At 54.8% G+C, this 23,221-nt stretch carries 26 protein-coding genes and 1 pseudogene; 3 read left to right on the top strand and 24 right to left on the bottom strand.

The annotated features are described in order from the left end of the window. The 12 genes and pseudogenes from ACF0H7_RS13005 to ACF0H7_RS12950 form a co-directional block, all read right to left on the bottom strand. On the bottom strand, positions 1–216 hold the full coding sequence (locus ACF0H7_RS13005) for a DUF1259 domain-containing protein (protein ID WP_397453158.1): 216 nt from the start codon (positions 214–216) through the stop codon (positions 1–3). Further along, the gene (locus ACF0H7_RS13000; RefSeq protein WP_397453157.1) at positions 209–925 is read right to left on the bottom strand and encodes a DUF1259 domain-containing protein; all 717 of its coding nucleotides are present in this window, start codon (positions 923–925) and stop codon (positions 209–211) included. The genes ACF0H7_RS13005 and ACF0H7_RS13000 overlap by 8 nt, the downstream gene beginning before the upstream one ends. 92 nt (positions 926–1,017) lie before the next feature. Further along, positions 1,018–2,274 (bottom strand): MFS transporter, encoded by a 1,257-nt coding sequence (locus tag ACF0H7_RS12995; RefSeq protein ID WP_397453156.1) that lies wholly within the window; start codon positions 2,272–2,274, stop codon positions 1,018–1,020. Continuing rightward, on the bottom strand, positions 2,261–2,689 hold the full coding sequence (locus tag ACF0H7_RS12990) for a chromate resistance protein ChrB domain-containing protein (protein ID WP_397453155.1): 429 nt from the start codon (positions 2,687–2,689) through the stop codon (positions 2,261–2,263). Before ACF0H7_RS12990 ends, ACF0H7_RS12995 begins: the two co-directional genes overlap by 14 nt. Before the next feature lie 35 nt (positions 2,690–2,724). Continuing rightward, a complete protein-coding gene (locus ACF0H7_RS12985; RefSeq protein ID WP_397453154.1) occupies positions 2,725–3,900 on the bottom strand; it encodes a chromate transporter in 1,176 nt (391 codons plus the stop codon). Then, entirely contained in the window at positions 3,897–4,874 is a 978-nt protein-coding gene (locus tag ACF0H7_RS12980) for a chromate resistance protein ChrB domain-containing protein (RefSeq protein ID WP_397453153.1), read from the bottom strand. The genes ACF0H7_RS12985 and ACF0H7_RS12980 overlap by 4 nt, the downstream gene beginning before the upstream one ends. Positions 4,875–5,373: 499 nt before the next feature. After that, positions 5,374–5,820, bottom strand: coding sequence for a hypothetical protein (locus ACF0H7_RS12975; protein WP_397453152.1), 447 nt, complete (start codon positions 5,818–5,820; stop codon positions 5,374–5,376). After that, a complete protein-coding gene (locus ACF0H7_RS12970; RefSeq protein WP_397453151.1) occupies positions 5,810–7,831 on the bottom strand; it encodes a hypothetical protein in 2,022 nt (673 codons plus the stop codon). Before ACF0H7_RS12970 ends, ACF0H7_RS12975 begins: the two co-directional genes overlap by 11 nt. After that, entirely contained in the window at positions 7,828–9,564 is a 1,737-nt protein-coding gene (locus ACF0H7_RS12965; RefSeq protein ID WP_397453150.1) for a site-specific integrase, read from the bottom strand. Before ACF0H7_RS12965 ends, ACF0H7_RS12970 begins: the two co-directional genes overlap by 4 nt. After that, a complete protein-coding gene (locus ACF0H7_RS12960; protein WP_397453149.1) occupies positions 9,557–10,870 on the bottom strand; it encodes a site-specific integrase in 1,314 nt (437 codons plus the stop codon). Before ACF0H7_RS12960 ends, ACF0H7_RS12965 begins: the two co-directional genes overlap by 8 nt. 58 nt (positions 10,871–10,928) lie before the next feature. Continuing rightward, a pseudogene (locus tag ACF0H7_RS12955) lies at positions 10,929–11,252 on the bottom strand (DNA polymerase V subunit UmuC); the annotation flags it as partial. Next, positions 11,236–11,670: a LexA family protein gene (locus ACF0H7_RS12950; RefSeq protein WP_397453148.1), complete on the bottom strand. Its 435-nt coding sequence runs from the start codon at positions 11,668–11,670 to the stop codon at positions 11,236–11,238. The gene ACF0H7_RS12950 and the pseudogene ACF0H7_RS12955, both read right to left, overlap by 17 nt. A 102-nt stretch (positions 11,671–11,772) precedes the next feature. Here ACF0H7_RS12950 and ACF0H7_RS12945 point away from each other — a divergent pair, with 102 nt between their 5' ends. After that, positions 11,773–12,453 (top strand): SOS response-associated peptidase family protein, encoded by a 681-nt coding sequence (locus ACF0H7_RS12945; RefSeq protein WP_397453147.1) that lies wholly within the window; start codon positions 11,773–11,775, stop codon positions 12,451–12,453. A gap of 27 nt (positions 12,454–12,480) precedes the next feature. Here the strand turns inward: ACF0H7_RS12945 and ACF0H7_RS12940 are convergent, their stop codons facing one another. From ACF0H7_RS12940 to ACF0H7_RS12905, 8 genes are all read right to left on the bottom strand, one after another. Beyond that, the gene (locus ACF0H7_RS12940; RefSeq protein ID WP_397453146.1) at positions 12,481–12,708 is read right to left on the bottom strand and encodes an RES family NAD+ phosphorylase; all 228 of its coding nucleotides are present in this window, start codon (positions 12,706–12,708) and stop codon (positions 12,481–12,483) included. Positions 12,709–12,772: 64 nt separating this feature from the next. Beyond that, positions 12,773–13,522 (bottom strand): SDR family oxidoreductase, encoded by a 750-nt coding sequence (locus ACF0H7_RS12935; protein WP_397453145.1) that lies wholly within the window; start codon positions 13,520–13,522, stop codon positions 12,773–12,775. 104 nt (positions 13,523–13,626) lie between these two features. Next, on the bottom strand, positions 13,627–14,241 hold the full coding sequence (locus tag ACF0H7_RS12930; RefSeq protein WP_397453144.1) for an isochorismatase family cysteine hydrolase: 615 nt from the start codon (positions 14,239–14,241) through the stop codon (positions 13,627–13,629). Positions 14,242–14,412: 171 nt separating this feature from the next. Next, the gene (locus tag ACF0H7_RS12925) at positions 14,413–14,847 is read right to left on the bottom strand and encodes a MarR family winged helix-turn-helix transcriptional regulator (protein WP_397453143.1); all 435 of its coding nucleotides are present in this window, start codon (positions 14,845–14,847) and stop codon (positions 14,413–14,415) included. A 364-nt stretch (positions 14,848–15,211) separates the two neighbouring features. Continuing rightward, positions 15,212–15,592: a MarR family winged helix-turn-helix transcriptional regulator gene (locus ACF0H7_RS12920; protein WP_397453142.1), complete on the bottom strand. Its 381-nt coding sequence runs from the start codon at positions 15,590–15,592 to the stop codon at positions 15,212–15,214. 145 nt (positions 15,593–15,737) lie between these two features. Next, the gene (locus ACF0H7_RS12915; RefSeq protein WP_397453141.1) at positions 15,738–17,288 is read right to left on the bottom strand and encodes an MFS transporter; all 1,551 of its coding nucleotides are present in this window, start codon (positions 17,286–17,288) and stop codon (positions 15,738–15,740) included. Positions 17,289–17,455: 167 nt separating this feature from the next. Next, positions 17,456–18,163, bottom strand: a complete 708-nt coding sequence (locus tag ACF0H7_RS12910) for an SDR family oxidoreductase (RefSeq protein ID WP_397453140.1) — start codon at positions 18,161–18,163, stop codon at positions 17,456–17,458. 186 nt (positions 18,164–18,349) lie between these two features. Beyond that, a complete protein-coding gene (locus ACF0H7_RS12905) occupies positions 18,350–18,895 on the bottom strand; it encodes an RBBP9/YdeN family alpha/beta hydrolase (RefSeq protein WP_397453139.1) in 546 nt (181 codons plus the stop codon). Positions 18,896–18,953: 58 nt separating this feature from the next. On the opposite strand from ACF0H7_RS12905, the gene ACF0H7_RS12900 reads away from it, so the two are divergent. After that, the gene (locus ACF0H7_RS12900; RefSeq protein WP_397453138.1) at positions 18,954–19,562 is read left to right on the top strand and encodes a TetR/AcrR family transcriptional regulator; all 609 of its coding nucleotides are present in this window, start codon (positions 18,954–18,956) and stop codon (positions 19,560–19,562) included. A 52-nt stretch (positions 19,563–19,614) separates the two neighbouring features. On the opposite strand, the gene ACF0H7_RS12895 is transcribed toward ACF0H7_RS12900, so the two are convergent. The 3 genes from ACF0H7_RS12895 to ACF0H7_RS12885 all read right to left on the bottom strand — a co-directional run bounded on the left by ACF0H7_RS12895 (position 19,615) and on the right by ACF0H7_RS12885 (position 21,578). Next, positions 19,615–20,166 carry a carbonic anhydrase gene (locus ACF0H7_RS12895; RefSeq protein WP_397453137.1) on the bottom strand — a complete coding sequence of 184 codons (552 nt, stop codon included), beginning with the start codon at positions 20,164–20,166 and terminating at the stop codon, positions 19,615–19,617. A gap of 85 nt (positions 20,167–20,251) precedes the next feature. Continuing rightward, entirely contained in the window at positions 20,252–21,091 is an 840-nt protein-coding gene (locus ACF0H7_RS12890) for a class I SAM-dependent methyltransferase (protein WP_397453136.1), read from the bottom strand. 49 nt (positions 21,092–21,140) lie between these two features. Continuing rightward, on the bottom strand, positions 21,141–21,578 hold the full coding sequence (locus ACF0H7_RS12885; protein ID WP_397453135.1) for a hypothetical protein: 438 nt from the start codon (positions 21,576–21,578) through the stop codon (positions 21,141–21,143). Between the two features lie 334 nt (positions 21,579–21,912). On the opposite strand from ACF0H7_RS12885, the gene ACF0H7_RS12880 reads away from it, so the two are divergent. Further along, positions 21,913–22,848, top strand: coding sequence for an AraC family transcriptional regulator (locus ACF0H7_RS12880; protein WP_397453134.1), 936 nt, complete (start codon positions 21,913–21,915; stop codon positions 22,846–22,848). Positions 22,849–22,856: 8 nt separating this feature from the next. On the opposite strand, the gene ACF0H7_RS12875 is transcribed toward ACF0H7_RS12880, so the two are convergent. After that, positions 22,857–23,120: a LysR family transcriptional regulator gene (locus tag ACF0H7_RS12875; protein WP_397453133.1), complete on the bottom strand. Its 264-nt coding sequence runs from the start codon at positions 23,118–23,120 to the stop codon at positions 22,857–22,859. Positions 23,121–23,221 lie beyond the last annotated feature (101 nt).

The raw sequence follows: 23,221 nt of genomic DNA, 5'->3' as shown, positions 1-23,221 counted from the left end.
CTATTGACCGCCGCTGGCTTGCGCGTCTAAGGCACTCTTGACGCCTTTGGCAAGATCGACAGCCTTACCTTTGCCCCAATAGTGCAGAAACAGAATACGCGGCTGCTCGTCGGTCATATGCTGATGGATAGCGACAATGTTGATTCCAGCGGCCCGCATGCTTTTCAGGACCGTTTGCAGTTCGCTCTCCCGCATCGCGAAGTCGCCGTCAACCACCGCTGGCGTCATCAGAACCGGCAAACGCGGCCCACGTATTGACACCCATCTCGTTGCCGACCGACACATCGTGCATAGTTGCCGACCGCCCGATCGCGACCTTGAACATTCCATTGTTCACCTGGCCTTTTACCCCGAAGACGGCCTCCAACGGTGTGGGATTGATGCTGCTCTGATCAGCAATATGTCCCGGAAAAACGCTTTGGGGTTCCGCGTGCGCAGATCGGATTTCGGCGACCCGGTCGTAAACTTTCTTGACGCCTTCGGCGAGTTGCGCCGCGTCGCCGGTACCGCCGATATGCATGAAGTAGACCTTCGGGTGATCGAAAAAGAAGTGGTTGTGGAGTGCCGTGACCTCAAGGCCGGCATCAAGCGCGGCGCTCATTGCGGGATTCACCTCGTCTTCAAACAACACAGTGTCGCCCATCATCATGACCATCGAGCCGTGCGCCGGCTTGAATGCCGCATAAGAGGTCAACCCCATGAACGGTGGCATCGTCCAATCGTCGACCAGGACCTTCACATCGCTGCGCGGTTTCGTCACTTTGAATACGTCCTCCTGTTTGGAGTACGTGCCTTTTAAGCCGGTGATCTGTTCGATGCGTCCGGTGTCCAGGGCAACTTGTTCCGCAGCCTGTACCGAGGTCGCGGCAATGCTGGCGCCAAGGGTGATCAGCAATACATGCGAGAGACGTTTTAGCGATGACATGGGGACAATCTCCAGTGATAGCGCACAGGCAACAGGGAGGAAAGGGTTTTGACGCGTGAACATCCGTACGATTGCTCCTCGATTGCCATTGCTCAGCCGTCTGGTTCGATATGGCGGAACGCACCAAGTAACGTGAGATCGTAGGCAATCTTGAGTACGCCGCAGGCAAGTAGTGGTGCTCCGACCCAGCCCATTGCGAAGAGTGCTCCCGCGAGCGTGGGCCCGAGGGCGGCAGCCAGGCTTCGCGGTACCGTCGTGAAACTTGCCGCCGCCGGCCGCTCCGGCGGGGTTACGACGGCCATCACGTACGCGGTACGGGTCGGCACGTCCATTTGCGACAGCGCGCTACGAATGAGCAGCAGCGTCAACGTCAGTGGCAGTGATGACGTGAACGCGGCGGCGATCAGGCACAGGCTCGCCGGGATGTGGGTAAACACCATCGTGTTCAGCAATCCGACCTTACGCGCCAACGGCACAGCCGCGAGCTGCGAGCCTGCCGTCAGGAGCCCTGCCCAGAAAAAGAACTGGCCGGCGGCACCGAGGGAAAGACCGAAGCGTTGCATCAGCCACAACGCCAGCAACGAGTTGACCACCAGACCACCGGCAAACGCATCCACGCTAAACAGCAGTGCCAGACGGGTGACGATGCGGCGCGAAGGACCCAGAGGCGTACTCGGAGCGCGAGTCTGCGCGGACGGTCTGGGCAAGCGGAGATACAGCAACCACAGAACAACGCCCATCAGCGCATAAAGAACGAACATGGCGCGCATGCCGGCGAGCAATGGTACGCCGGTGTGCGACATCAGCCAGTCGGGAAGCGCCGCGACCAACGCACCGACGGCGGCGGAGAATGCACCGATCAGGCTGTAGCGCGCGAATACCGCAGTGCGCGCGTCGGCGGTCGCCGACTCGGCCAGAAGCGCCTGCTCGATTGGCAGGAACAGGCTGACGTCGCCGGAACTCGGATTGAGCGTGCCAACGAACGCTACGATCAGCAGTGGCCAAAGCGAAGACAGGCTGGCAAAGCCCATGCCGGTGGCAGCCATCAGAGCGGCCGCCAAGGTCAGCATGCGACGCGATGGATAGCGATTACCCAGCATACCAACCATGATCGTCGCAAATGCCGAGCCGATCAGCGTCGTGCTGCTGATCAGTCCGACATCCAATTGACCGAATCCAAGCGCGAGCAGGTACGCTGGGAGCAGCACGGCGATAAAACCGTCACAGAAACCGCGCAAGCCGCGACCGGCAAGCAGAAATAAGGCGCTCGACTGCACACCGGTCGGCAGCAGCCACCGCGAGATATCCCTGCTGCCGACGGTCAAGGCTGAGTCCTTAGCTGTGCGCATCGCCGAGACACCAGGCGTACAGCGCGTCATAAACGATCATGCCGTATCGTAGTTGTTCGTGATCGTCGCTGAATTTGCGCGAAAGCCCGACAGAGATTGCGTAAAGACCACTGGCTTCGGGTGCAAGATCAAGCCGGTTGGTGTCTGCCCCGCGCACGATGTGGGCGAGTTTGAGCAAGCCAGGTTCGCTCAGCTGATACTTGTGCAGGAAGGCATCGAAACTGCACAGCTCGCCGTGGTGCCCAAGCTCGACGTTCGGAACGTCATACGGTATCGCACCGGTCTCATGCGCCACGCGCAGCACCTCATCGCGCGGCACATAAAGGAACTCAGCGTCCTTGTCGATGAAGTTGAGGATCAGCCAAGGGCAGGCAATCCTGTCGACCTTTGGACGTTCACGCGTGATCCATTTCATGATGTACCCCTCCTTTATATGGCGGGTCGCGACAATCAATGATGTAACAGTGGATAGGCAATTAGCCCCATCAGTGCAGCTGCCACGACAATCACGGGCTCCGGCAGCTTCTTGAAGCGCCACAGCAACAAGACCGTAACCAGAGCGAGCACGATGGTCGGGATGTCCACGATGGATCTTTTTGCAATGACGATCACGGAGCCAGTGATCGCCCCCACGGCAGCGGCGGTAATGCCGTCGACGAACGCCTTCACGCCGGGCAGCTTGCCGTATTTCTTGAAGTACGGCGCTGGCAGTATGGTGAAGAGGTAGCAAGGGATAAAGGTAGCGAGCGCAGCGACACACGCGCCGGAAAATCCCGCCACCAGATAGCCGATGAAGCCGGTGGTAATAACCACAGGACCAGGAGTGATCATCGCGACTGCGACCGCATCGACGAATTGTTTGTCGTTAAGCCAATGGTGTTCGGTGACGACACCGCCATAGAGAAACGGCACGATCGCGAGGCCGGAGCCGAACACAAAGGCACCTGCCTTGGCGAAAAAGACCCCGATCTGGGCCAGCAGCGGCAAATCGATACCGCTCAGCACACCGCTGGCCATCGGCAGGTTTGCGGCAGCGAACGCATGGAGACCACCTTTGTGCAGCCACTTCGGCGGGGCACGCCACAGCCAACCCATCAGCCCTGCGGCGATGAAGAGCCATGCGATTTCGGATTCGGTGATGAACGTCACGATCGCCAGCGTCAGGTAGATGCCCCACAACAGTTTGTCCGTGCCGACTGTCTTCGTCGTTAGCTTGTAGGCGCTCATCGCAATGATGCCGACCACCGCAGCGCCCACGCCATAAAAGACCGCCTGCATCCACGACAGACCGCCGAAATGCGTATAGGCCCAACCCAGTGCGACAACCATCAGGAACGAAGGCAACACGAACGCGAGGCCGACGAGTGTGGCGCCCAGGATGTGGAAGTGCACATACCCCAGATAGATGGCGAGCTGCGCGGCCATCGGCCCAGGGGCGAGTTGGGCCAGCGTGAGACCTTCCTTGTAATCGTCCTCCGTGATCCAGCCCCGTTGTTCAACCAGATCACGGCGCATATAGCCGGCGAGTGCGACCGGTCCGCCGAAACCGAGGGTGCCAAGGCGGAGCATGTAGCGAACTAATTGGCCGAGCGTGTAACCAGGTGCGACTGTGGCGACGGTGTTCATCGACGTTTCCTCGTCTCACTTTTTGTATCCATCGCAAAATGAGCATGCAACGAGTCAAGTACGACACTCATCTCTTCAAGCAATTGATCGTCGCTGGAAGCCCGCTGCCGAGCCCCTGCCATCACTGCCTCGAAGCCACTGGCTTCAGGAACGGGTGATCCGCCGACATCCAGCGCATGCACCATTTCGCCGAGCCGAAGCAGCCCGGGCTCATCCTCAAGACCGAAGCTCGCGACCAGTACCTCGAACGTCACGCGATCACCGATGTGCGTGAAAGCTGCGCCATCGAAGTCGAATCCAAGCACCTCGGACGGGCACGCGTCGGGAGACGTGAGCCAGATGAAGCGCGCCTGTGGATCGATAAAGCGGCGGATCAGCCACGCACTGGCAACACGGTCCACCCAAAGGCGTTGGCGTGTCGCCCATGTCTGGCTCTGATACTCATTGCGACTAAGGCGCGGGATCGATCCTTCAGTGGGGTGAGGTTCGCCGGGTGACAGGACCGTATCCACGAGCGCAATGAACTCCTGAAAGGCAACCTCAGCGCGCGTGGCGGCGTCGCCGGGAAAATAGTCGATCGCGCGGATCGTCTCATGATCCTTTCGTAAGCGGCGCAGCAGCTTGGTCAGATCGGAGTTCGACTGACCCGACAATGTTTTGCGGGTATCGGAGAGTGATCGGACAAAGTTCGCATAATCGTCGCTGCGGTCAAACAGCGTCCGGAATTCGGCGTCCTGCGAGGCGTCTAGACTGGGGGCGCGCAACAAGTGTGCTGCGCCGCCGTTCTCGATGATTCCGTTCGCCAACTCGCGCAGAATCTCTTCGCGTTCGTCGGAGTAAGGCAGGAGGTAAATGCCATCGCGCAGGACTGCGCACCCCCTTGCTTTCAATGCGCGCCAGAATCGCATACGCGCGGTCGCATTCTCGGTGGGGAGCGTCAAAACAAGGATGGACCACGTCAGAATATTTTTCATGTAGATTACGTTACATCTTGGTAGCGTAATCTGCAACGCATCAGAATGTCTGTGGAGACTATACGTGGGGCTCGACTCGGTAGCCCCACCTCCGGACGCTACAGATGAGCGCCCGCTTTTGGCCGATTCTGTTGAAAAAATCGGTTTTCTCAAATAGCCAGAAGATTGATCCGTAAAAACGCTTTTTAGCACGCTGCTACGTAAAATCTGAGTCCGACTACCTGTTCTGCGACTCAAGATTTCAATCTCAGGCGCGTACTTTTTGGCCATGGAAGCTAAGGTCGACTTTTTCAACACAATCGGCCGATAGCTGCCTGTTTCCATCGGCGGATCGCAGCCAGTAGACAGGAAGCATCTAGCCCTGAGCTGCCGGCTGAGATGCATCAATCTAGCAGAGCGCTCAGCTCCTTCCGGCTCGCCGCATCAAGGTTGAGCAGCAGAGTGGTCGGAATAGGCCAGTCCCTACACCCAGGCGACTAGCTGCATACGCGCTGTTATCTCAAAGCTTTCTCGGCCCGCGCGGATCCAACGAAATTATATTTGACGCAGGCAACTGCCGCTCAAGCTCAGCGATACGGTCATACAGCTCAATGATTTTCGCATCCGCTTCGCTCAATAAACTTGCGAGTTGGTCGCGCTGCCGGGCAACTTGCTCAATCCGATCACGCAGGGCGCGGCTTTTCTGGCGGGCGAGAAGATTTACCTTGTTCAACGAAGGAGGTCGCTCCTCCGCATGTTGATCCACGTAGGTTTTTATCTCTGCGATGAGACTCGGGAAACGAGATTTCTTAAGCGCCGACGGATCGCTCCCGGCCTCTTTGGCCACGTTGTTCTGAGTGACCGGTGTCCCCTTCGGTAGAAGCTGTGGCCTATTGAGTTTCAGGCGCTCAAAAGCATCACGATATTGATCAGCCGCGCTGCGGCGAGCAGGGAGTTCAACGTCCATTTGCACTCCCTACGACACGACGGAAGCTCTCTACGCTTCGCTGTTGAGCCATCAACGATTCCATTAGCGGACTTCCATCCTGAGCAGTAGCAAGCCGCTCTTTGAGTACATGTTCAAGATCATCTACCGCACCCAATCGTTCTGAGTCATACAGCACATCAGGGCAAGGTTTTGCATCCTCTGAATCACCGCCCCCGCAATGGGCAATGTTGTCGATTCCTCCGTACGGACAAGGCTCGCGACTCGAACAAACGCCAAGAAGGATCTGGCGACATGCGACGGCGCCCTTCTTCGCCAAACCGATCATCTTCTTTGCATCCTCTGGCGAGATCAGCCGAACGATCTCAGCCTTTCGTTTATCTCCATGAGGACTGACAAAACGCTCACTCGTAAGCTGCTGTAACTCTCTACCAAGCGTCTCGTACATCGTGCGAACGTACAGTGTGTGAGCCTTTTCCTCTAGACGCATCTGCGAGTGATTTTGTCCGTAGTAAAGGCTCATCGCTCGGGTGACGTGCTTAAGCTGGTACTGAAGCGAGGCATCGCTTACGAGCCCGGAAGCTTGCATGTTTACTGCTCCAGATCTACGCAACTGATGCCATGCCAACGGCCATACAGCGCCCACTTGATATTCCTCCGGCAGTGTAGGAGTAGCTAGCCGAGCCAATTTCAAATCCTCACTCGTGATACGCAAACGCCCCAAGTCAAACAGCTTGTCGTACTGGCCCAAAAGTTCGGCATATGGCGGAATACCCGGTCTCAGTGAGTGATCATTTTTCTTGCTTGATGGGGCCCACGGCTCGTAAGAAAACGAGGTTAAAAAACGCCCTGCAAGACCGCTCGCTGCTTCGTGAGGTGCGTATAACGAGCGAAACAGAGAAATGACCTCCATCGCCCTCACGGCGACCTCCACAGATGGAGATGTGACCCACAAGGCGTCGCTATCAGCCTGCGTTTTCGTCGTCTGCCCACGTAACAAAAAAATGTCGCCGAAATTCTTGTCATGCTCGACGTCAAGGCATCCGGCTCGAAGATTCCAAGCTTCCTCGACCCGCATGAGACTGAAGTTAAGGATGTAAGCTAAACCGGCGCGGTTGACCAGTTTCAAATAACTAGTTAGCGCTCTTACTTGCAAGCCACCACTGCGCCCCACCCAACGTTCAAGTAGCTCAAAGATGCCGAAGCGTTTCGCGGTATCTGCAAACGCTCCGAGAAAACGAAGCCCCGTTTTAGCGCCTGATAACTGCATCTTATGGCTGCAAAAAGGCGGTGCGTTTGCGCACCCCACTCTTTTTGAAACTCTCTGATTATGTTCGTAAGCCTCAATGCTGAACCGGTAACAAGCTTCAACTTGTTGTTGATGGGATAGGAAGTCATCAAGACACTCTCGCAGCCTGGTGACTTGGTAGTGCCAAATACGTGGAGGAATGTACGGTGTTTGAGCTGTTTGGTGTGTTGGAAACAGCGCAGCAAGACGGGTTAGCGAACCCGAATCCAGCAACGTAAACCCTACGGTACTACGGGACGCGTAAAGCTCATGCATTAACGACAGAAACTCTGTCTTTCTTGAGGAATGAAGAAAGGCGGGGATTCGTTCGCATACACGTGGAAAGTGGCTCAATTCGCTGGCAAGTATTCCTGCCTCTTCGCAAAGCACAAATAGCCGCCGCATCTGGTCGAAACGGGTCTTGAGGGATCTGTAGCCTCGAGCGCCATACGGCCCGTACAACCACCAGCCTGTGATGATACGGAGCAGGTTAGCGTTCGCCGAGCTAATGGGCGCTGCTATTTTGGTAGCTGGGCCATCCCCAAAATTCAGCGTTAGCGCCCTCTTGGCCCATGGATCAAGCCTCCAAACTGGATCGCCCCAACGGCTTATTACTTTGCCCTGTGCATCAATTACGACCGGCCAATCAGGTGGCGGAGGCCAGCTCTCTGGACGGTAATTCAATGCCCCAGGAACGGCGAGAGGCGACTCGATAGAGAGCCCTAACGTCGTGAGCATATTCATAGGGAAGACCCCCCTGTAACTTTCGCAAGCCGAATAAATCCGTCCCAAGCTGGGTGATAGTCCTCCTCAGCTATGCGTGCCAGTGCCTCATCCACCCAAAGCCGACGCACCTCGCTACTCTCTTGAAAGAACCGTAACTTCGCACTCAGACGCTCGACCGCAAGCATCGCTGGATGGTCAGCCTCGTCAGATCTATCCGTGCAAGCTGGGCGATATCTAACTAGCTCCAAGCTCTTTAGCACTCGCAAACTACTCAGAGACCAGACGTGATCCTCGCTTTCAATATCCCGATGATTGACGCAGAAAAGGCAACCCGCTGCGTTAATACAATCGGGATCCGGAGCATTCGTCGAAGCATCCACAACCGATTCTGGTATCGGCGCCACACAAGTACCTGGAGCAGGTGAGCAAACGACGGGATCTGCTTGCCGGTGAAATCGAGTGATTTCAATCATCGCAATTTGCGGATTGGGCTCGGCGTACACACGGATCAAAGTTTCAGCGGTGTGCTGTGCGATTTCCGCCACCAGGTCGGGGCGTTGCGACTCACGTAACAGCCAATTAATACGCGCACCCCGGAGCTTACGAGGCCGAACGAATCGAATACTGGAATAGGTGCAGAGGCGCGCGATAGCTGTGAACTGGGGAGCTTCTAAAACGAGACGTCCCCCAGGACGGACGAGAGGGAAAAGAAGTCCCTCTAGATCGTCTGGAAACCACGTGTTTCGCCACTCGATGTAGCGCTCGAACCACTGTTTGTAGCTTGAGAAAACTTCAAACAGCACTTCACCCTGACGGCGCTTTTTGTAAGACCTGACTTGGTAACCATCAAGATGACTCGTGTAATGGTATTGGTCGGTCCGAAGCTGATGCGCCTGCGACAAATTCATGCCAGTTTGTGCGATGAACATAAGCAACTCGGCTTCGATTCGCGAATTCACTGCCGGGTATCGAGTCTCGATTGAAACGTCAGAGTTCCGAAGTTCGCGGTTTCGAAGGATGTCCGCAATCTGGAATTTGGTTTGAGGTCGAATCCGTCGTGACGCTTCCTTCTCTGTATCGCGCAGGCCGCACCAGATAGGTAGCGTCGAACCCGACCGCAATTCCACTTGGATGGGAAGTGGCCCCGTCACGGCTTCATAGGTAAGGGCCGTACAGAGGTCGGCAATGAACTGCCCGAATGAAAAGCTCTCTTCTAAGCTTTGCTTACCAGTGCTCCCATTACCTGCCCTTCCGTTGCCTCTTGGTTTGCGAATTCGGGTGCTGTAGAGAAGCGTCGAGCTTCGACCCAGAACTCGGTCGAGCATTGTCGCGGTTAGACTTGCCGTGTCGTATAACGATCCGGCGGTTAGATATCCTTCCACGCGGTGACGCTGTAGAAGATGCTCAGCCCACCCCAGGTATGCTTCCGCGACCGAATCAACACTCAACGGACGCCCGCATTGATCCACCCACTGAAAAAACTTCCTCAACGCACCGATCTTGTTATTCGCCGAAAAGCGGCTTCCTCCGCCGGCAACGTCATCGGTCAAACAATCATGGAGTCCTTTCACAAGCTCCGACCGCTCCAGTAAAGGATCACCGAAAGCCCCTGATGTGATTTCACTGCGTACAGTCTTCACTTTTGCCCCAGCACCACCGTTGTATAAAAGCGGTGCCAGATCCCAGGGCGTCTCGTTTTTCCCGTACTCAAGCATTGGAAACGTCAGGTCTAAAGACGTCAGGTTACTCATTGCTCGCTCCCTGCGTCGAAGCAATTCCTGTAAACGCAGTCATGAAGCTGTTCGCAATGGCCTGCTTAGCGGGTGCGGCCTGTACAAACTTGATGTATTTGAAGGTGGTGGCCTCCGAGTTTCGACCGTGAAGCAATGCATTGCTGACCGTCGCAATCACTATCGCCACATCAGTGCAATTTGCTAAAGCGAGCTTAGCTAGCTCAGTTCCAAAGGTGCACCGAGATTGGTGGAAGCGAAACTTCCTGAGCGCTTTGATGCCCGACGCGGTGCCTAATTTTCTAAGCGATGACATCTCAACGTTTATTGCCGAAGACTGATCACTGTTGCGACGTCCGAAAGGGTTTCCGAAACGTGTCAAGAACACTAGGTCTTGATGCTCGCCAGCAGCAGATGCCTCGCGAGTCAACCTGCGAAGACCCTTGGCGTACTCCAAGACTTCTGAACACACAGCTTCGGGAATCCATACCTGGCCAGTTACTCCAAATTTGGTATGCACGCGCGGGGACGCACCTGGCCCTACCGATATCTGAAGCAGACCTTTAGCAGACGGATCAGGTAGGGCACGCTCCAACGTATCGATACGAAGGTCGCAGATCGTTCCCAGTCGCATACCCGTAAAAAAACCTAGAGCCAATATCAGATAGAGCTCGGGTGAGGCGTTCTGTTTTGCGAAATCAAGAATGGCGTCTCGATCAACCGCAGACACAGGAAGTAGCCCACCTTCCAAAGTGACCCCAATGCGTTTTCGGTTTGGAATACCCAGATCGGTGGTGGTGCCAGCTAGCGTTCGCTCGAAGCCGACCTGGTCAAAGTATTTGATGAAATAGCGCTTGTCTTTCCACAGCGGCAATAGCGGGTTTAGAAGGCCACGCCTCCTAACCCACCTGTAGAAACTGATGCAGTTACGCATGTACTCGGAAGCCGTGGCAGCGCTGATATGACCAGCATCACGAGCCTTGATTAGCGCCCCACGGTACTGAACAAGACATCGATCAGCCTTCCGAGACGGAAACTCAAACCACTGAAGCCTGCGACTCTCCAAAAACTTCCCGTAGTTCAACAGCCCGTTCAGGTTGCTAGAAACGGTCTTAAGGATTGCCTCACCATTGGTGACTCTCTCCATAGCCCAGAGATTGGCTTCTCTCCAGGGCAAGCCGTCTTCCCAGAATATTTGTGGTAGTCCTTCGATCACTACACGGGAGCTATTCAGCGAGTAGGTAATCAGGCGGTCTTTGACTGAAAGGTCATGCGGATTGAAGTGAATGTGTTCGACGGTAGGCAAGTGAAATCTCTGTAAGAGCAAGCGTCAATGTCCATGGGGACGTCATCTAACTTTGGACGTCCACGGTATGCAACTTATTCTTATCGATGCTGTAGATCTCGACGGTCGGCACCATGGATTCGATGATGCTCATGACCCGCTCGCTCATGTCACCGTACAGCGCGTAGTTCGACGAGAACGCCACGATGCCGTGGCGCTTTAAATCGTTTTTGATCTGAAAATAGGGAGCGCCCATTTTTACGAAGGGTTTGGCATCGTAGCTCCGGGCGATGACGCAGCCGTCGTTGTTGCTGAGCACGACGATCGGGGTCTTGGCCAGGTCGGGGCGGAACACTCGCTCGCAGCTTGCATAGAAGCTATTGCAGTCGATCAGGGCAAACACCGGTTTATGCTTTGGGGTCATGGCTTCGCACGCTGAAGGTGACAACACCCCAGATGATGAGCTCATCGCCTTCGAGGATATAGCGCGGAGGAAACCCGGCGTTTTCAGATTTCAAAACGATCTGTGTACCTTGTTTGCAGAGTCGCTTGCACACCGGTTCACTGTTTACTGCAGCGATCACGATGTGGCCGTGCTCCGCCGTTATCGACCGATCAACCACGGCCAGGTCGCCGTCATAGATGCCCGCGCCTTCCATGCTGCTACCCTCAATTCGCACCAGGTACACATGCGGCGCGCGGATATCGAGCAACTGGTCGAGGGAGATCTGGCGCTCGATGTGATCAGCGGCAGGCGACGGGAAACCGGCAGGCACCTTGAAGGAATAGAAAGGGAGTTGTGCTCCGCCCTCCTGTAGCGGGCCAAGGAAGGTGATGCTCATGGTGTAGTGCCTTTCTTATAAGCTGTATGGATATACAGTTAACTAAGCCACGGCCTTGCGGTCAATCTCTTATGTAGGATATTTCGACAGGCGGGTTCAGCCATGTGCGGAAGACTTTCCCAATACCGCGGCATCCACGACTTCGTTGCCGCCTTGAGCATGCCCAATCCGATGGTCAGCACGCTGAGTGCCGAACCTCTTCGCTACTACAACGTGGCACCCTCGACGCGCATTGCCTTGCTGCATCTCGAAGACGGCGTTTTGCGTGCCGACGCGGTGCGTTGGCAATGGCGACCGCATTGGGCCTCTGATCGCCCGCCGGTAATTAACGCCCGCGTCGAGAAGGTCGCGCACAGTCCCTACTACCGAGCGATCTGGCCGCACCGGGCGATTACGCCCGTCGACAACTGGTTCGAATGGGTCGACGTCGGGGAACCGAAAAAGCAGCCGTTTCTCATTCGCCGCCGCGACGGTCAGCCAATCCTGTGCGCCGCTATCGGTCAGTATCCGGCTCACGGCGAAGCGGCACAGGAGCACGATGGTTTTGTGATCATCACGGCGGACAGTGCCGGTGGCATGGTAGACATTCATGACCGGCGGCCGGTGGTGCTGGCGCCGGAGCTGGCTCGCGAATGGCTGGACGTGGCCACGCCCAAAGAGCGCGCCGAGCAAATGATCCTTCACCAAGGCGAGCCTGCTGAAATCTTTGAATGGTTCAAGGTTGGCAAGGCGGTGGGCAACGTACGCAATCAGGGAGCGGAGCTATTGCTTCCGCTCACGTGAAATCTGTCACCGCCCTCGATGTGGTGTTTAGAACAAGCGCTTATCCGCCGGAAAATCAAACGAGGTCAGCGTGGCCAACTCAGCCTCCGGATGCAATGGATTGAACAGGTAATTGCAGTTCGCCGGGACAATCGATGTAGGGACCCGCATCAGCAACGACTCCTCACCCTGCAACCAATCATCGCCAATCTTCCGCGTCGCCATTACATCCGCCTTCCAGTCTTCCGCCAGGCTCCAAGCAGAAAGTGAAGGCAAAGGCGGTGTTTATAGACCAATGCTTTATTGAAATGTTGAACCGCACAAAAAAGTCTACCGCGGCTCAGAACTCTTGAGCGGTCGGGCGCAGTACGATTTCATTGATATCAACGTCAGCCGGTTGCTCAATAGCATAGGCAATTGCACGTGCTACAGACTCAGCTGGGATCTCGAAGTTTTTCCAAAATTCTTGCACGCTGGCGGCGGTTTCTGGGTCGGTGCTGTTGTGTTTCAGCTCCGAACGGGTGGTGCCTGGTAAAATCACGGTGGTGCGGATGTTTGGGCCGACTTCTGCGCGCAGGCCTTCGGAAATGGCGCTGACAGCAAATTTAGTGGCGCTGTACACGGTGCCGATCGGTGCAAAAACCTTGCGAGCAGCGACCGATGAAATATTGATGAAGTGACCAGAATCGCGCGTTTGAAAATGCGGCAGCGCAGCGGCGATACCGTACAGGACGCCTTTGATGTTGACGTCGATCATCTGGTCCCACTCGTCCACCAGCAACTTGCTCATCGGCGACAGCGGCATGATGCCGGCGTTATTAATCCAGACGTCGATCTGGCCAAATTGCTCCAGTGCTTTTGCAGCCAACGCATCCATGTCACTGCGACGGGTCACGTCGGTGGCTACGGCGATGGCTTCAATGTTTTGGCTGTTCAAGTCGGCAATGATCGCATTCAGCTTATCGGTGCGACGTGCAGCGAGTACCAGTTTGGCACCCATGCTGCCGAGGTGACGGGCTGTGGCTTCGCCCAGACCACTGCTGGCGCCAGTGATTACGATAACTTTGTTTGCAACTTCATTTTTGCTCATGGGAACTCTCTGGGTCAGTGGAACATTTGAAATGTCGGCGCATGAAAAACAGGGTGTTCATCTTGGGCTGAACACCCTGTTTGACTTCAGTGCATCAGTGCGACTTACAGGGCAGCCAGGAACTGGTCGACGGTCAGGTCAGCGTGGCCAATCAACGGGAACGAGTAAGTCAGGGCAGCGGCGTGTTCGCCACGGTTGAACTCGGCGGTGGCGTCGTTGATGAAGGTCACGTGGTAGCCCTCTTCAAACGCGTGACGGCCGGTACTTTCAACGCACTTGTGCGAAGTCAAACCACACAGGGCAATTTTCTGGATACCGCGGGCTTGCAGTTTTTCTTGCATGTCAGTGCCGCGGAACGAGTTCCACAGACGGTGCTGGCTGATCACGATGTCGCCTTCTTGAGGACGCAGTGGTTCGTAGAACTCAGCGCCCCAGGTGCCTTTCCAGAAGTACTGCTGATCGCGGGTGTTCTTGTGCAGGTAAGAGTGCAGGAACGGCACGTCGTCGAAGCTGTGCTCGTCGACGCCGTGGGGTGCATAGATGATTTGCAGGCCGGCTTTACGAGCGCCTTCCACCAGACGCATCAGGTTTGGCAGGAAGCTGACGCGCTCCATTTCGTCCTTGATCCCGTCGTGCAGTTTGCCGCCAGGGGAAAGGAAGTCGTTCAGCGGATCAATGATGACCAGCGCGGAGATGTCGCGTGGATATTCAGTAGACATTTTGGTTACCTTAGTATTAAGAGCATCATTTTAAAGGACAGCAGTGTCCCGGTTTTACACGACGGCACCTGGCCATCGAGTGAGTCAGTTCGGACTTTGCATGGCCTTCCAAACCAACGTATTCACAATCTCGTATTGCATATGCAACATACTAAATAAAGCTTTTGGTGGTTAGCCGTAAAACATCTGGTTGCCGACTTCCATCACGGCCGTTACACCGACCTCACCGAGCATTACCCGGGCTTGTTCCTGCGCGGCTCGCCATGCAGGATGCACGTCGTGCAGCAGTTGGGTCCCGGACTGGGTCAGCACCACAGGCCGACGGCGACCACCTTCCTCGTTATCAACCTCTTCAATCCAGCCACCCTCAAGCAGGAGTTTGATGTTGCGTGTCAGCGTCGAACGATCCTGATGTGTGAAGCGCCCTATTTCCGCACGACTGGCTGACTTCAAATTGAAGATCGCGACCAGCAAAGCGAACTGCGCCGAGCTGATCTCGTAAGGCCGAAGCACATCGTCATAGACGCTGGACAGCACCCTGGCGATGAGTCGCGTTCGCGAAATCATGCAGCCATGGACCATCTCGTTGACTACTGCGTCTGACATTTCGAACACCTTGGCAGTTACGCCACTAACAACCTGTTGCCTAAAAATTTCTATGACCGTTGGTACGGACCGACCTCAAGGCCGATGCCTATTCCACACTGCCAGTTGGCAACCGATTAAAGGTACGAACCAAGCCGATGAATCTATAGTTGCATATGCAACACACGTCGTCAAAGTTTTTTTGATGTTTTCGACGCAGCGGTAGCGTTTTCGGAAGTGGTTTGTAGGCAGCCGAGCTGTCAACCGCATGAATTAACCCTACTGAGCATGATGAGAGACTCATAATTGCCCACTGCACCTGATGCGAATGCCGGCTTAACGCGAAAAAAAGAGGTGCCAAATTCGGTAAAGCCTGTAGGCCTTACTACCCCAATAATTCGTATACCCCAGCCGTGGTCGACAGCAATGTTGAAGACAGCTCGGAGCCTAAAACCCTCTGAGTTTCTGCCTGAGCTTGAGCCCAAGCATCATAGGACGCCTTGTATTTTTCAACGCCAGTTGAAGTCAGCTGAAGTCCAAATGAACGCTTATCGATAACCGTGCCTTCCGGCATGTCCACGGTTTCAATCCAGCCAGCGGAAATCAGCGGTTTCAACCCCCGGCTCAAAGTACTGCGATCCATGCCCAGCGCGGCAGCGAACTCAAGGTTGGCAGTGGGTCCCAATTGGAACAACCGCTGCAAAATCGAGAATTGCGGTGCGCTAATGCCGTGGGGCGCTAAATGCGCTTCGTAGAGTGCGGTCATACGTCGCGCGAGCTGCCTGACACTTGTGCATAGGCACTGGTTGATCATCATCTTTCCACCTATTTTTCTCAATGCACATACATCAATCTGTCTGCATGATGTTGCCTACCGATCAATGGGTCAACGCTGCCAAGAATCACCCGCCCTACTCCCCGGCGACAAACACTGCTTCCTCAGACACCTTAATACTCGTATCAACCATCAGCAGTCGCGTCAGGATCAGCGAAGTAATCGCTACCGCAGCAGCCACCCAGGCAGCGCCGCCAAAACCCGAATCAAACGCTACGCGCAATGCGTCATAAACAGCCTCGTTCTGATGAACAGGCAGTGCAGACAACGCGGAAGCAGCGTCTCCGGCCGAAAAGCGCTTGGCGATTGATATCGCGTCCACCGCTGATAGGCCAAGGTCATGAGCCACTGGAGCGAACGCCTTCAACATCACCGAGACCAAGACTGCGCCAAGGGCCGCAACGGCGAACAGCAAAGACGTGAAGCGTATCGTTGAGGCAATACCGGAACCCACACCGGATTGATTGGCGGGTACTGCGCCCTGCACGGCCTTGGCGGTTTCACCGTTGAGAATGCCCGCCCCCGTTCCGGCGAGGATCATGGCCACGGCAAACGCATAGTAATCGGCACCAGCACCGGCCAGTAGCGCCATCAGAATGTTGCCGCCCGCCGTAATGCACAGGCCAATAGAAAGTATGGATCGCGGCGACCAGGTCAACTTGGCTCCAAGACGCGGCACCAAAAACATCGGCAGCGCAAATGGCAACATGGAAATACCAGCGATCACAGGCGCAAATCCAAACGCATTTTGCAGGTACAACGGGAGGTAGAAAATCATCACTTGCGCACCGGCGGCGTAGCCCACCATAGCGAACGCTGCCCCGCCAAAATTGGTCGCGCGGAAAATCTCGAAATTCACCATTGGGCGAGACTGTCGCTTTTCGACAATCACAAACAACACAAGCAGCGTAATACCGCCGAGTACACGCCACAGCACTTGCGGCGCTGACCAGCCCAAGGCGTTACCGTCAATGACCGCCCATATCAGCAGAAACAATCCGCTGCTCAGTGTAAGAATTCCTGGACAGTCCAAGCCCTTGGCGTCCGGATCACGAGACTCAGGGACAACCTTAAGCGTGGCGATCACCAGTGCAGTGCAAATCGGCACATTGATCAGGAACGCCCACGTCCAGCCGAACAGACTAGATATGACACCGCCGATGATCGGCCCGCAGGTAATAGCGACGCCCATGCATGCGCCCCAAAAAGCATATGCCTTGGCGCGCTCAGCACCTTGGAAGGTGTGGTTGATTACCGCCATCGACGCCGTCAGTAATAGACTGGCTCCGACTCCTTGGGCTGCACGCGATAGGTTTAGCATCAGTGGCGAAATCGCTAGACCGCAAGACAGAGATGCGAGTCCAAAAATGATCATGCCGATGACCGCAGACAAGCGCCGGCCGACTTTGTCGCCGAATGAACCAGCGGCAATAAGCAACGCTGCAAACGGAAGCACGTAGGCCGTGATAACCCATTGAACGTCAGCAAAATCAGCGTTCAGCGAACTGGCAATCGTCGGAAGTGCCACCGCGACCACGTTGTTATCCAACATTACCAGGGACGACACGATGGCGATGACGATCAAGATCATTCGGTGTTTGATTGCGGGGTCAGCGGCGTAGCTCACGATAAAAATCCTGCTTTGATTGGGTCCACATTGCTTGCGAACAGATAAATGCATATGCATCGATGCATATGCATTTATATAGAATTGATTAGCGTGAGTCTACGAAACGATTAGTGCCGACGACCGACGGCGCTTGGCAACGAACCTTTAAATCAGCTTGAGGCAGCTCAGGACGGTACAGGCGATAGATACCCGGCGTCAGCGCTGGACAATGTCGATTTAACCCAACGCCCCGCGTCATCAATAATCAGCTCTTCTTTGCTTTCGCCAAGTGCTTCAAGGGTCATACGGACTACGGTTTCTGGACTGGTTTTAGAGGCTTCGACACCTGCCGCCATATCGGTATCGATGTAGCCCGGATGAACACCCATGACAAACGTATTTTGTTCCCGAAGTTCGTTGCGCAAGCCATTGGTTAATGACCACTGCGCTGATTTGGAGGCGCTGTATGGACCTGACTCAGGAATGTTCAGCCAACTCAGAACCGAGAGGATATTGATCATCGCCCCACCGCCACGCTTGGCCAAAACGGGAGCAAAAGCTCGGCTCATGAGCAGTGTTCCGATGGTGTTCACCTCAAAGTGATGACGAAGACTCTCCACGCTGTCTTCGGCTAGCAGTGGCCCGTATTTCAGGTAGCCTGCGTTGTTCACCAAGAGGTCGATGTCAGCGCAGATTTGCGCCGCCTTGGCGACACTTACCGGGTCGGTGATATCCAGCTCCACAGGGTGAGCCCCTGGGATATTCAACTCTTTAAGGTCTCGGGCAGCAGCGTAAACCTTCACTGCGCCGGCTTGCAGTAGGGCCAGTACAAAAGCCTTGCCCAGGCCGCGATTTGAACCAGAAACCAGAACCGTTTTTCCTTTTACATTCATCACTATTAACCCCTTTCGTCGATGCGATGCCGCATCTGATTAACAAATCGATTTCAACAGACGCTGCTGAAATCATGCTCGCTTTTAATCAAAATATGATAATCGCAATACTATTAAGCAAAATTTCAGCCTGTGCCTCGGTTAGCTCGATCCAGCCTGATGTGGGTCCAGACTGTTTAGCGTTCATTAATGTTCCTTCCCAATCCTGGCTATAAACGCGTCTAGCAACTGCTTCCCAAACGGCCAGTCACCCAGGCCACTCTGACCATTGATGTGACCCAGATCACCGAGTGAACAGAACTCACTCCTCCACTGGTGAGCCTTTTCAACGGCGAAACGATGCGCGTCGTACGGGTCGTTGGTGCTCGCGACGATCAACGACGGAAACCTCAAGGGGTCACTCGCAACGTGGCTGAAACCAGGTGTGGTTTCGGAAAACCCAGGCGTTGATGGATCAGGTACAGCCACAAGAAACGCGCCAGCAACTGAAAGCGACGAAACCGTTTGCCACTGGGCAACTAGCAGGCAACCAAGGCTATGAGCGATCAGCACTGGCGGCTCAACTGACTCGCTAACGGCAAGCTCCAACGCTTCGATCCAGTTCCGTAGCTCCGGCTCATCCCAGCTTTGCGGCTGGAACCTCCTTATGGAGGGATCGTTCTTTTCCCACCGAGACTGCCAGTGGGCTGGGCCGGAGCCTCCAAAACCAGGTACGACGATCAGCTCTGCCATTTACGTTCCCCGTCGATCAAGCAGTACGACCATCATGCATTCATTGTTGAACTGAAGCATGATAGATACACTGCTAGCCATCAACTACTTTCAAAAAAATTTAAGAGGTTTTATGCGCTACCCTGCCGAAGAAACTGCCGAGAAACATCAACGCATCCTGGAGCAGGCCTCGATTCTGTTCCGCGAGCGGGGTTTTTCCGGTGTGAGTGTCAGCGAGGTCATGCAGGCAACCGGACTCACCCATGGCGCGTTCTACAACCACTTTGAATCCAAGGACGACTTGATCGCCAAAAGTCTTGGCGACGCTTCATCCAAAGCACTCGCGTCGATGAAGGAAGCCGAGCAGACGCCAGAGACGATGCAGCAATATATCCAAGACTACCTCACTGAGTGGCACCGCGATGATCCAGGTACCGGCTGCCTGATGACCGCTCTGGCTTCTGAAGTCGCTCGAGAACCCTCAGTTCAACCCTCGTTTACTCGACATTTGAAAGGTGTGCTGGCAAGCATGACGGCACCCTTTGCCAAATCAAAAAAGCGAAATGTGCGACGTGATGCGATCCACAAAATCTCAAGCATGGTGGGCGCGATCATTTTGGCTCGAGCGACAGACGATCCAGCACTGTCTGAAGAAATATTGACCCAGGTTCGGGACGCATTGAAATAACATCCGTTATGGGTAGCTCTCTATCGGGACCCGCGAAACGGTTCAGCCTGCATTACGCCGGGTTTTCTGGACGGAGCAGACCGGTCGGTACTACGGTCTTCACCAAGCCGGTCGCAACGTCATACACAAACCCGGTCACCATCATCCCGGCAGGCAATTGCGGATTTTCCTTGAGTGCGGCGATATCTATAGCGATTGCCTCATAAGGATCTGAAATGGCCAAACTGTCGAGGTCCTCGACCGATACGCCGAGGTTTTTCGCGAGCAACTCGGGCGCATGATGGAGGCACGGCGTAATACCGCAGTCCGTGTGGTGCAAGATGATGAGATTCCAGCCAGGACCAACCTGCACGCCTATATTCTTGCCCACAGTGCGCACCAGCCCCAGAGTTTGCAGCGTAGGCGTATTGATTCGTCCACCGACATTGCGGATTACCGCAGCCTCTCCGGGTTTCAAGCCAAAAACATCAGAAGGATCAACCCGCGGATCGACGCACGCGATGATCATGAGTTTCTTCGTCGGCGGCATGATCTTCAAATCAGCATTGAAATCGGTTTTGGAAAAAACCTCGTTGCGCTGAATCAGGGTATTGATGATGTCCATCAGTGTCTCCTTCCAATGTGTTTGTCGAAAGCCCGACCGGGCAATTTAACGAAGCAACCGCCAGACGCCGATACCCCAACGTTCGCTAGCGACGTGTACTGACCGCCATGACGAGGCAGACTTTATGCTCACGAAGATTGCGAGCGAAATTTTCCGCCATCAAGCCAAACCGATCGCCCATGACCATCTTTAACGTAGGTCCTTGATTGCCACTCTGCACTGCCGGTAATTGGAAACGGTCGAACCATTCGATAATTTCTTGGGTGACGTCTTTCCAGATATCAACGGCCAGCCCTGCATCGCTGAGCAACGCACGAGTCTCTGCCTCCGTCAGCAACACACTGCTGTCGTTATTTTCTGCCCAGGGTACGGGGTATAACGGTGCAGGTTTTCCGTCGACCGCCAACACATCAAAAAAGCCAAATGTTCCACCGGGTTTGAGGACGCGCCTGATCTCTTCATACACCTGAGCACGGTTGAGAATATTCATCACGACATGCTGGGTGTACACCACGTCAAACTGCTCGTTTGGTAGGCCAAGCGCCAAGAGATTCCCGACCTGATAATCCACGCGCTGACTCATCTCCGTGCGTTCGGCGAGCAGGGTTGCTACCTCGACGAATGACTCCGTCAGATCGACACCGGTAACATGGCAGCCATATTTCTCTGCGGTATAGCGCGAAGGGCCACCTAAACCAGATCCCGCATCCAGTACCCTCATACCCGGCTTCAAGCCCAACAACTCAATAAAGTCCGCCGTGGTTTTCAATCCACCGCTGTGGAATTGGTCGAGACCGGCGAGTTGTTCGCTGGTGATACGTCCCTCTCCAAGCTTCTCGAGCAATTGCACGACCCGGGCTACAAGATCCACCCCCGCAGCGTTCCCCTCGTAATGTTTACGAGCCACTTCAGACGTATCACTCACACTTTGTACTCCATCAGTTGATACCGTTCGTTCAAGCCATTAGCTGGAGTCAGGGGGCGGGTTGATCCAGCAAAAGCGACAATGGTGCCAAGGGGCCTACAGGAATGAACTCAAATGTCATCAGACCGGCTTTGTCCAAAGGCATCTTGGCAAACATATCGCGGGCCTCAGCTACATCGGTCACGTTGAGTATGAACACGACGCCGCTCTTGTCAGTCCGCGCGTTCCACTGCTCGATTTTTCCGGCGAGGTGAAGTTTGACCGTTTCTCGCACTTCCTCAGGCAGAACAGCACCTACCGCCTCAGGGGTAGCCTTGGGTGTCAGCGATCCGATCGCAATAATCTTGGTTGTTGGGACCTTCGGAAGCGCCTGAGCCGCGGATGCAAAACCAGACGAGGCAACGGCCAACAACGCGGTCGTTGTTAACGCTAACAGGTGCAGCAACCTGCCAGGTTTTTTTGAAGAAAAGCCTTTTTCAATTCTCATATTTAAAAAGTCCAATTGCGGTTATGCAGCCAAAGGTGAACATTCACCGAGAGAGTACGAGCTGGATTATGGGAGGCATCAGCCCTTGTACCCATTGTCGAAAGTGACAAGTTTCGGATCGTTTGCGCCAATGAACGGCTCGCACAATAGACCAGCGGCTTCCCTCCCCTTGGACGGTATTGCCTATGCCTTCTACAATTTGGACAACCCCATTTAACAGGCTGATCATCAGGTTTGAAGCTGAGGCTTGTAGTTGAGGTTAGGACGCTGGTGAAGGACAGGCAATGTCAAAAGATCCGTGAGAAATGACAAATCGTCTTTATTTGGGATGCTTATGAACAACGCCGACCACTGGCTTAACTACCTTGCCGCTGAAGGCATCATCATCGCGCAGTCTCGGGTCAAGGGAGATTGGGGTGTCTACATGGAGCAGCGAGACGGCTCCTACTTTCATTTTCTCGCGGAGGGCACCGCTTACTTCTCTCTTGAGGGGCAACCCGAGATAAAACTGGAGCCGGGTGACGTTGTTGTATTGCCTCAAGGTGCACCTCATAAACTTAGAAATTCCGAAGGTGGCAAAGTGGTGTCCCTCGGGCAATTCGTAAAGAACAGCCAAACCCTTTATAACCGAGACCCCGACGCGACAATCGTCATGTGTGGATCGTTCGGGATTGACCGCTACATGGTCATGCCCGCCATACGATCGCTGCCCCCTGCCCTGCACCTCAAAGCTAACTCCAGCAGTGTCTCCACACCTATTGCAGAACTCCTGAAGCAACTGCGCACCGAAGTAGAAAGCAGTAAAATGGGCAGCAAAATGATCATCCGCAACCTGCTTTCCGCCTTGTTCATCTATGTTCTGAGGCAATGGTCAGAAACCGAAACGGCAGAAGCGGGTACTTGGTTTGCGGCAATGCAAAGCTTGCACATTGCCAGAGCCTTGTCCTGCATCCATCAACACCCTGCCGGCAACTGGACGCTTGATACCCTGGCCCATGAAGCCGGATTATCGCGGTCATTGTTTGCCAAGCAGTTCCGCGAGTCCGTCGGTGAAACACCTCATTCTTATCTGACCCGCTGGCGCCTGGGGATTGCTGCGCAGTTGCTGAGCCAGACCGCCATGAGCATCCGTGAAATCGCGGAAAAGGTCGGCTACCAATCCGAGTACTCATTCACCCGTGCGTTCAAACAAGCAAGAGGTCGAACTCCGAGCAAAGAACGGGATATACGCCTCGCATCCTCCGCTGAAGCGTCTAAGACTCCCTCTTAGGCGTTCGATCAAATGGCGGTAAATCCGTCGACAACCACGCCGATGGCGTTCATTGCCGGCAACAGGGCATCGGCGATTTCGACCGCCCTCTTCGTTGGCCTGACCCCTCTACCCGATCGGATGAACAGCTGATCATCAAACCGCTCACGTAAACGAGCCAGGGAGCCACTGACCGCTGGCTGGCCAATACTCAATTGCTCCGCTGCACGGGATACATTCAGCTCGCGGAACACCACCATGAAAACCACCAGCAGGTTGAGATTGACCCGCATCAAGATTTTTTCATTCACATTCATCGCAAAGACCACCCAGATTCAAAAGCATTTCAGTCATCCAATCTGGATGTCGACTTCAGCGCCTGCATGAAATTTCC

This window comes from Pseudomonas sp. NA-150, from assembly GCF_044336365.1.
In the GTDB taxonomy this organism is placed as follows: Bacteria; Pseudomonadota; Gammaproteobacteria; order Pseudomonadales; family Pseudomonadaceae; genus Aquipseudomonas.
The sequence above is the reverse complement of the archived record's forward strand: the minus strand, read 5'-3'. Positions and strand labels throughout refer to the sequence as shown.

Excerpts from the sequence above, each read along its gene's own strand:
- ACF0H7_RS12965 (WP_397453150.1), bottom strand. The coding sequence starts at position 9,564 with ATGAGTAACCTGACGTCTTTAGACCTGACGTTTCCAATGCTTGAGTAC.
- ACF0H7_RS12885 (WP_397453135.1), bottom strand. The coding sequence starts at position 21,578 with ATGAGAATTGAAAAAGGCTTTTCTTCAAAAAAACCTGGCAGGTTGCTG.
- ACF0H7_RS12895 (WP_397453137.1), bottom strand. The coding sequence starts at position 20,166 with ATGGACATCATCAATACCCTGATTCAGCGCAACGAGGTTTTTTCCAAA.
- ACF0H7_RS12945 (WP_397453147.1), top strand. The coding sequence starts at position 11,773 with ATGTGCGGAAGACTTTCCCAATACCGCGGCATCCACGACTTCGTTGCC.
- ACF0H7_RS12980 (WP_397453153.1), bottom strand. The coding sequence starts at position 4,874 with ATGAAAAATATTCTGACGTGGTCCATCCTTGTTTTGACGCTCCCCACC.
- ACF0H7_RS12935 (WP_397453145.1), bottom strand. The coding sequence starts at position 13,522 with ATGAGCAAAAATGAAGTTGCAAACAAAGTTATCGTAATCACTGGCGCC.
- ACF0H7_RS12910 (WP_397453140.1), bottom strand. The coding sequence starts at position 18,163 with ATGAATGTAAAAGGAAAAACGGTTCTGGTTTCTGGTTCAAATCGCGGC.
- ACF0H7_RS12975 (WP_397453152.1), bottom strand. The coding sequence starts at position 5,820 with ATGGACGTTGAACTCCCTGCTCGCCGCAGCGCGGCTGATCAATATCGT.
- ACF0H7_RS13000 (WP_397453157.1), bottom strand. The coding sequence starts at position 925 with ATGTCATCGCTAAAACGTCTCTCGCATGTATTGCTGATCACCCTTGGC.
- ACF0H7_RS12880 (WP_397453134.1), top strand. The coding sequence starts at position 21,913 with ATGAACAACGCCGACCACTGGCTTAACTACCTTGCCGCTGAAGGCATC.
- ACF0H7_RS12990 (WP_397453155.1), bottom strand. The coding sequence starts at position 2,689 with ATGAAATGGATCACGCGTGAACGTCCAAAGGTCGACAGGATTGCCTGC.
- ACF0H7_RS12905 (WP_397453139.1), bottom strand. The coding sequence starts at position 18,895 with ATGGCAGAGCTGATCGTCGTACCTGGTTTTGGAGGCTCCGGCCCAGCC.
- ACF0H7_RS12875 (WP_397453133.1), bottom strand. The coding sequence starts at position 23,120 with ATGCGGGTCAATCTCAACCTGCTGGTGGTTTTCATGGTGGTGTTCCGC.
- ACF0H7_RS12950 (WP_397453148.1), bottom strand. The coding sequence starts at position 11,670 with ATGAGCATCACCTTCCTTGGCCCGCTACAGGAGGGCGGAGCACAACTC.
- ACF0H7_RS12995 (WP_397453156.1), bottom strand. The coding sequence starts at position 2,274 with ATGCGCACAGCTAAGGACTCAGCCTTGACCGTCGGCAGCAGGGATATC.
- ACF0H7_RS12920 (WP_397453142.1), bottom strand. The coding sequence starts at position 15,592 with ATGACCGCACTCTACGAAGCGCATTTAGCGCCCCACGGCATTAGCGCA.
- ACF0H7_RS12930 (WP_397453144.1), bottom strand. The coding sequence starts at position 14,241 with ATGTCTACTGAATATCCACGCGACATCTCCGCGCTGGTCATCATTGAT.
- ACF0H7_RS12985 (WP_397453154.1), bottom strand. The coding sequence starts at position 3,900 with ATGAACACCGTCGCCACAGTCGCACCTGGTTACACGCTCGGCCAATTA.
- ACF0H7_RS12900 (WP_397453138.1), top strand. The coding sequence starts at position 18,954 with ATGATAGATACACTGCTAGCCATCAACTACTTTCAAAAAAATTTAAGA.
- ACF0H7_RS12970 (WP_397453151.1), bottom strand. The coding sequence starts at position 7,831 with ATGAATATGCTCACGACGTTAGGGCTCTCTATCGAGTCGCCTCTCGCC.
- ACF0H7_RS12925 (WP_397453143.1), bottom strand. The coding sequence starts at position 14,847 with ATGTCAGACGCAGTAGTCAACGAGATGGTCCATGGCTGCATGATTTCG.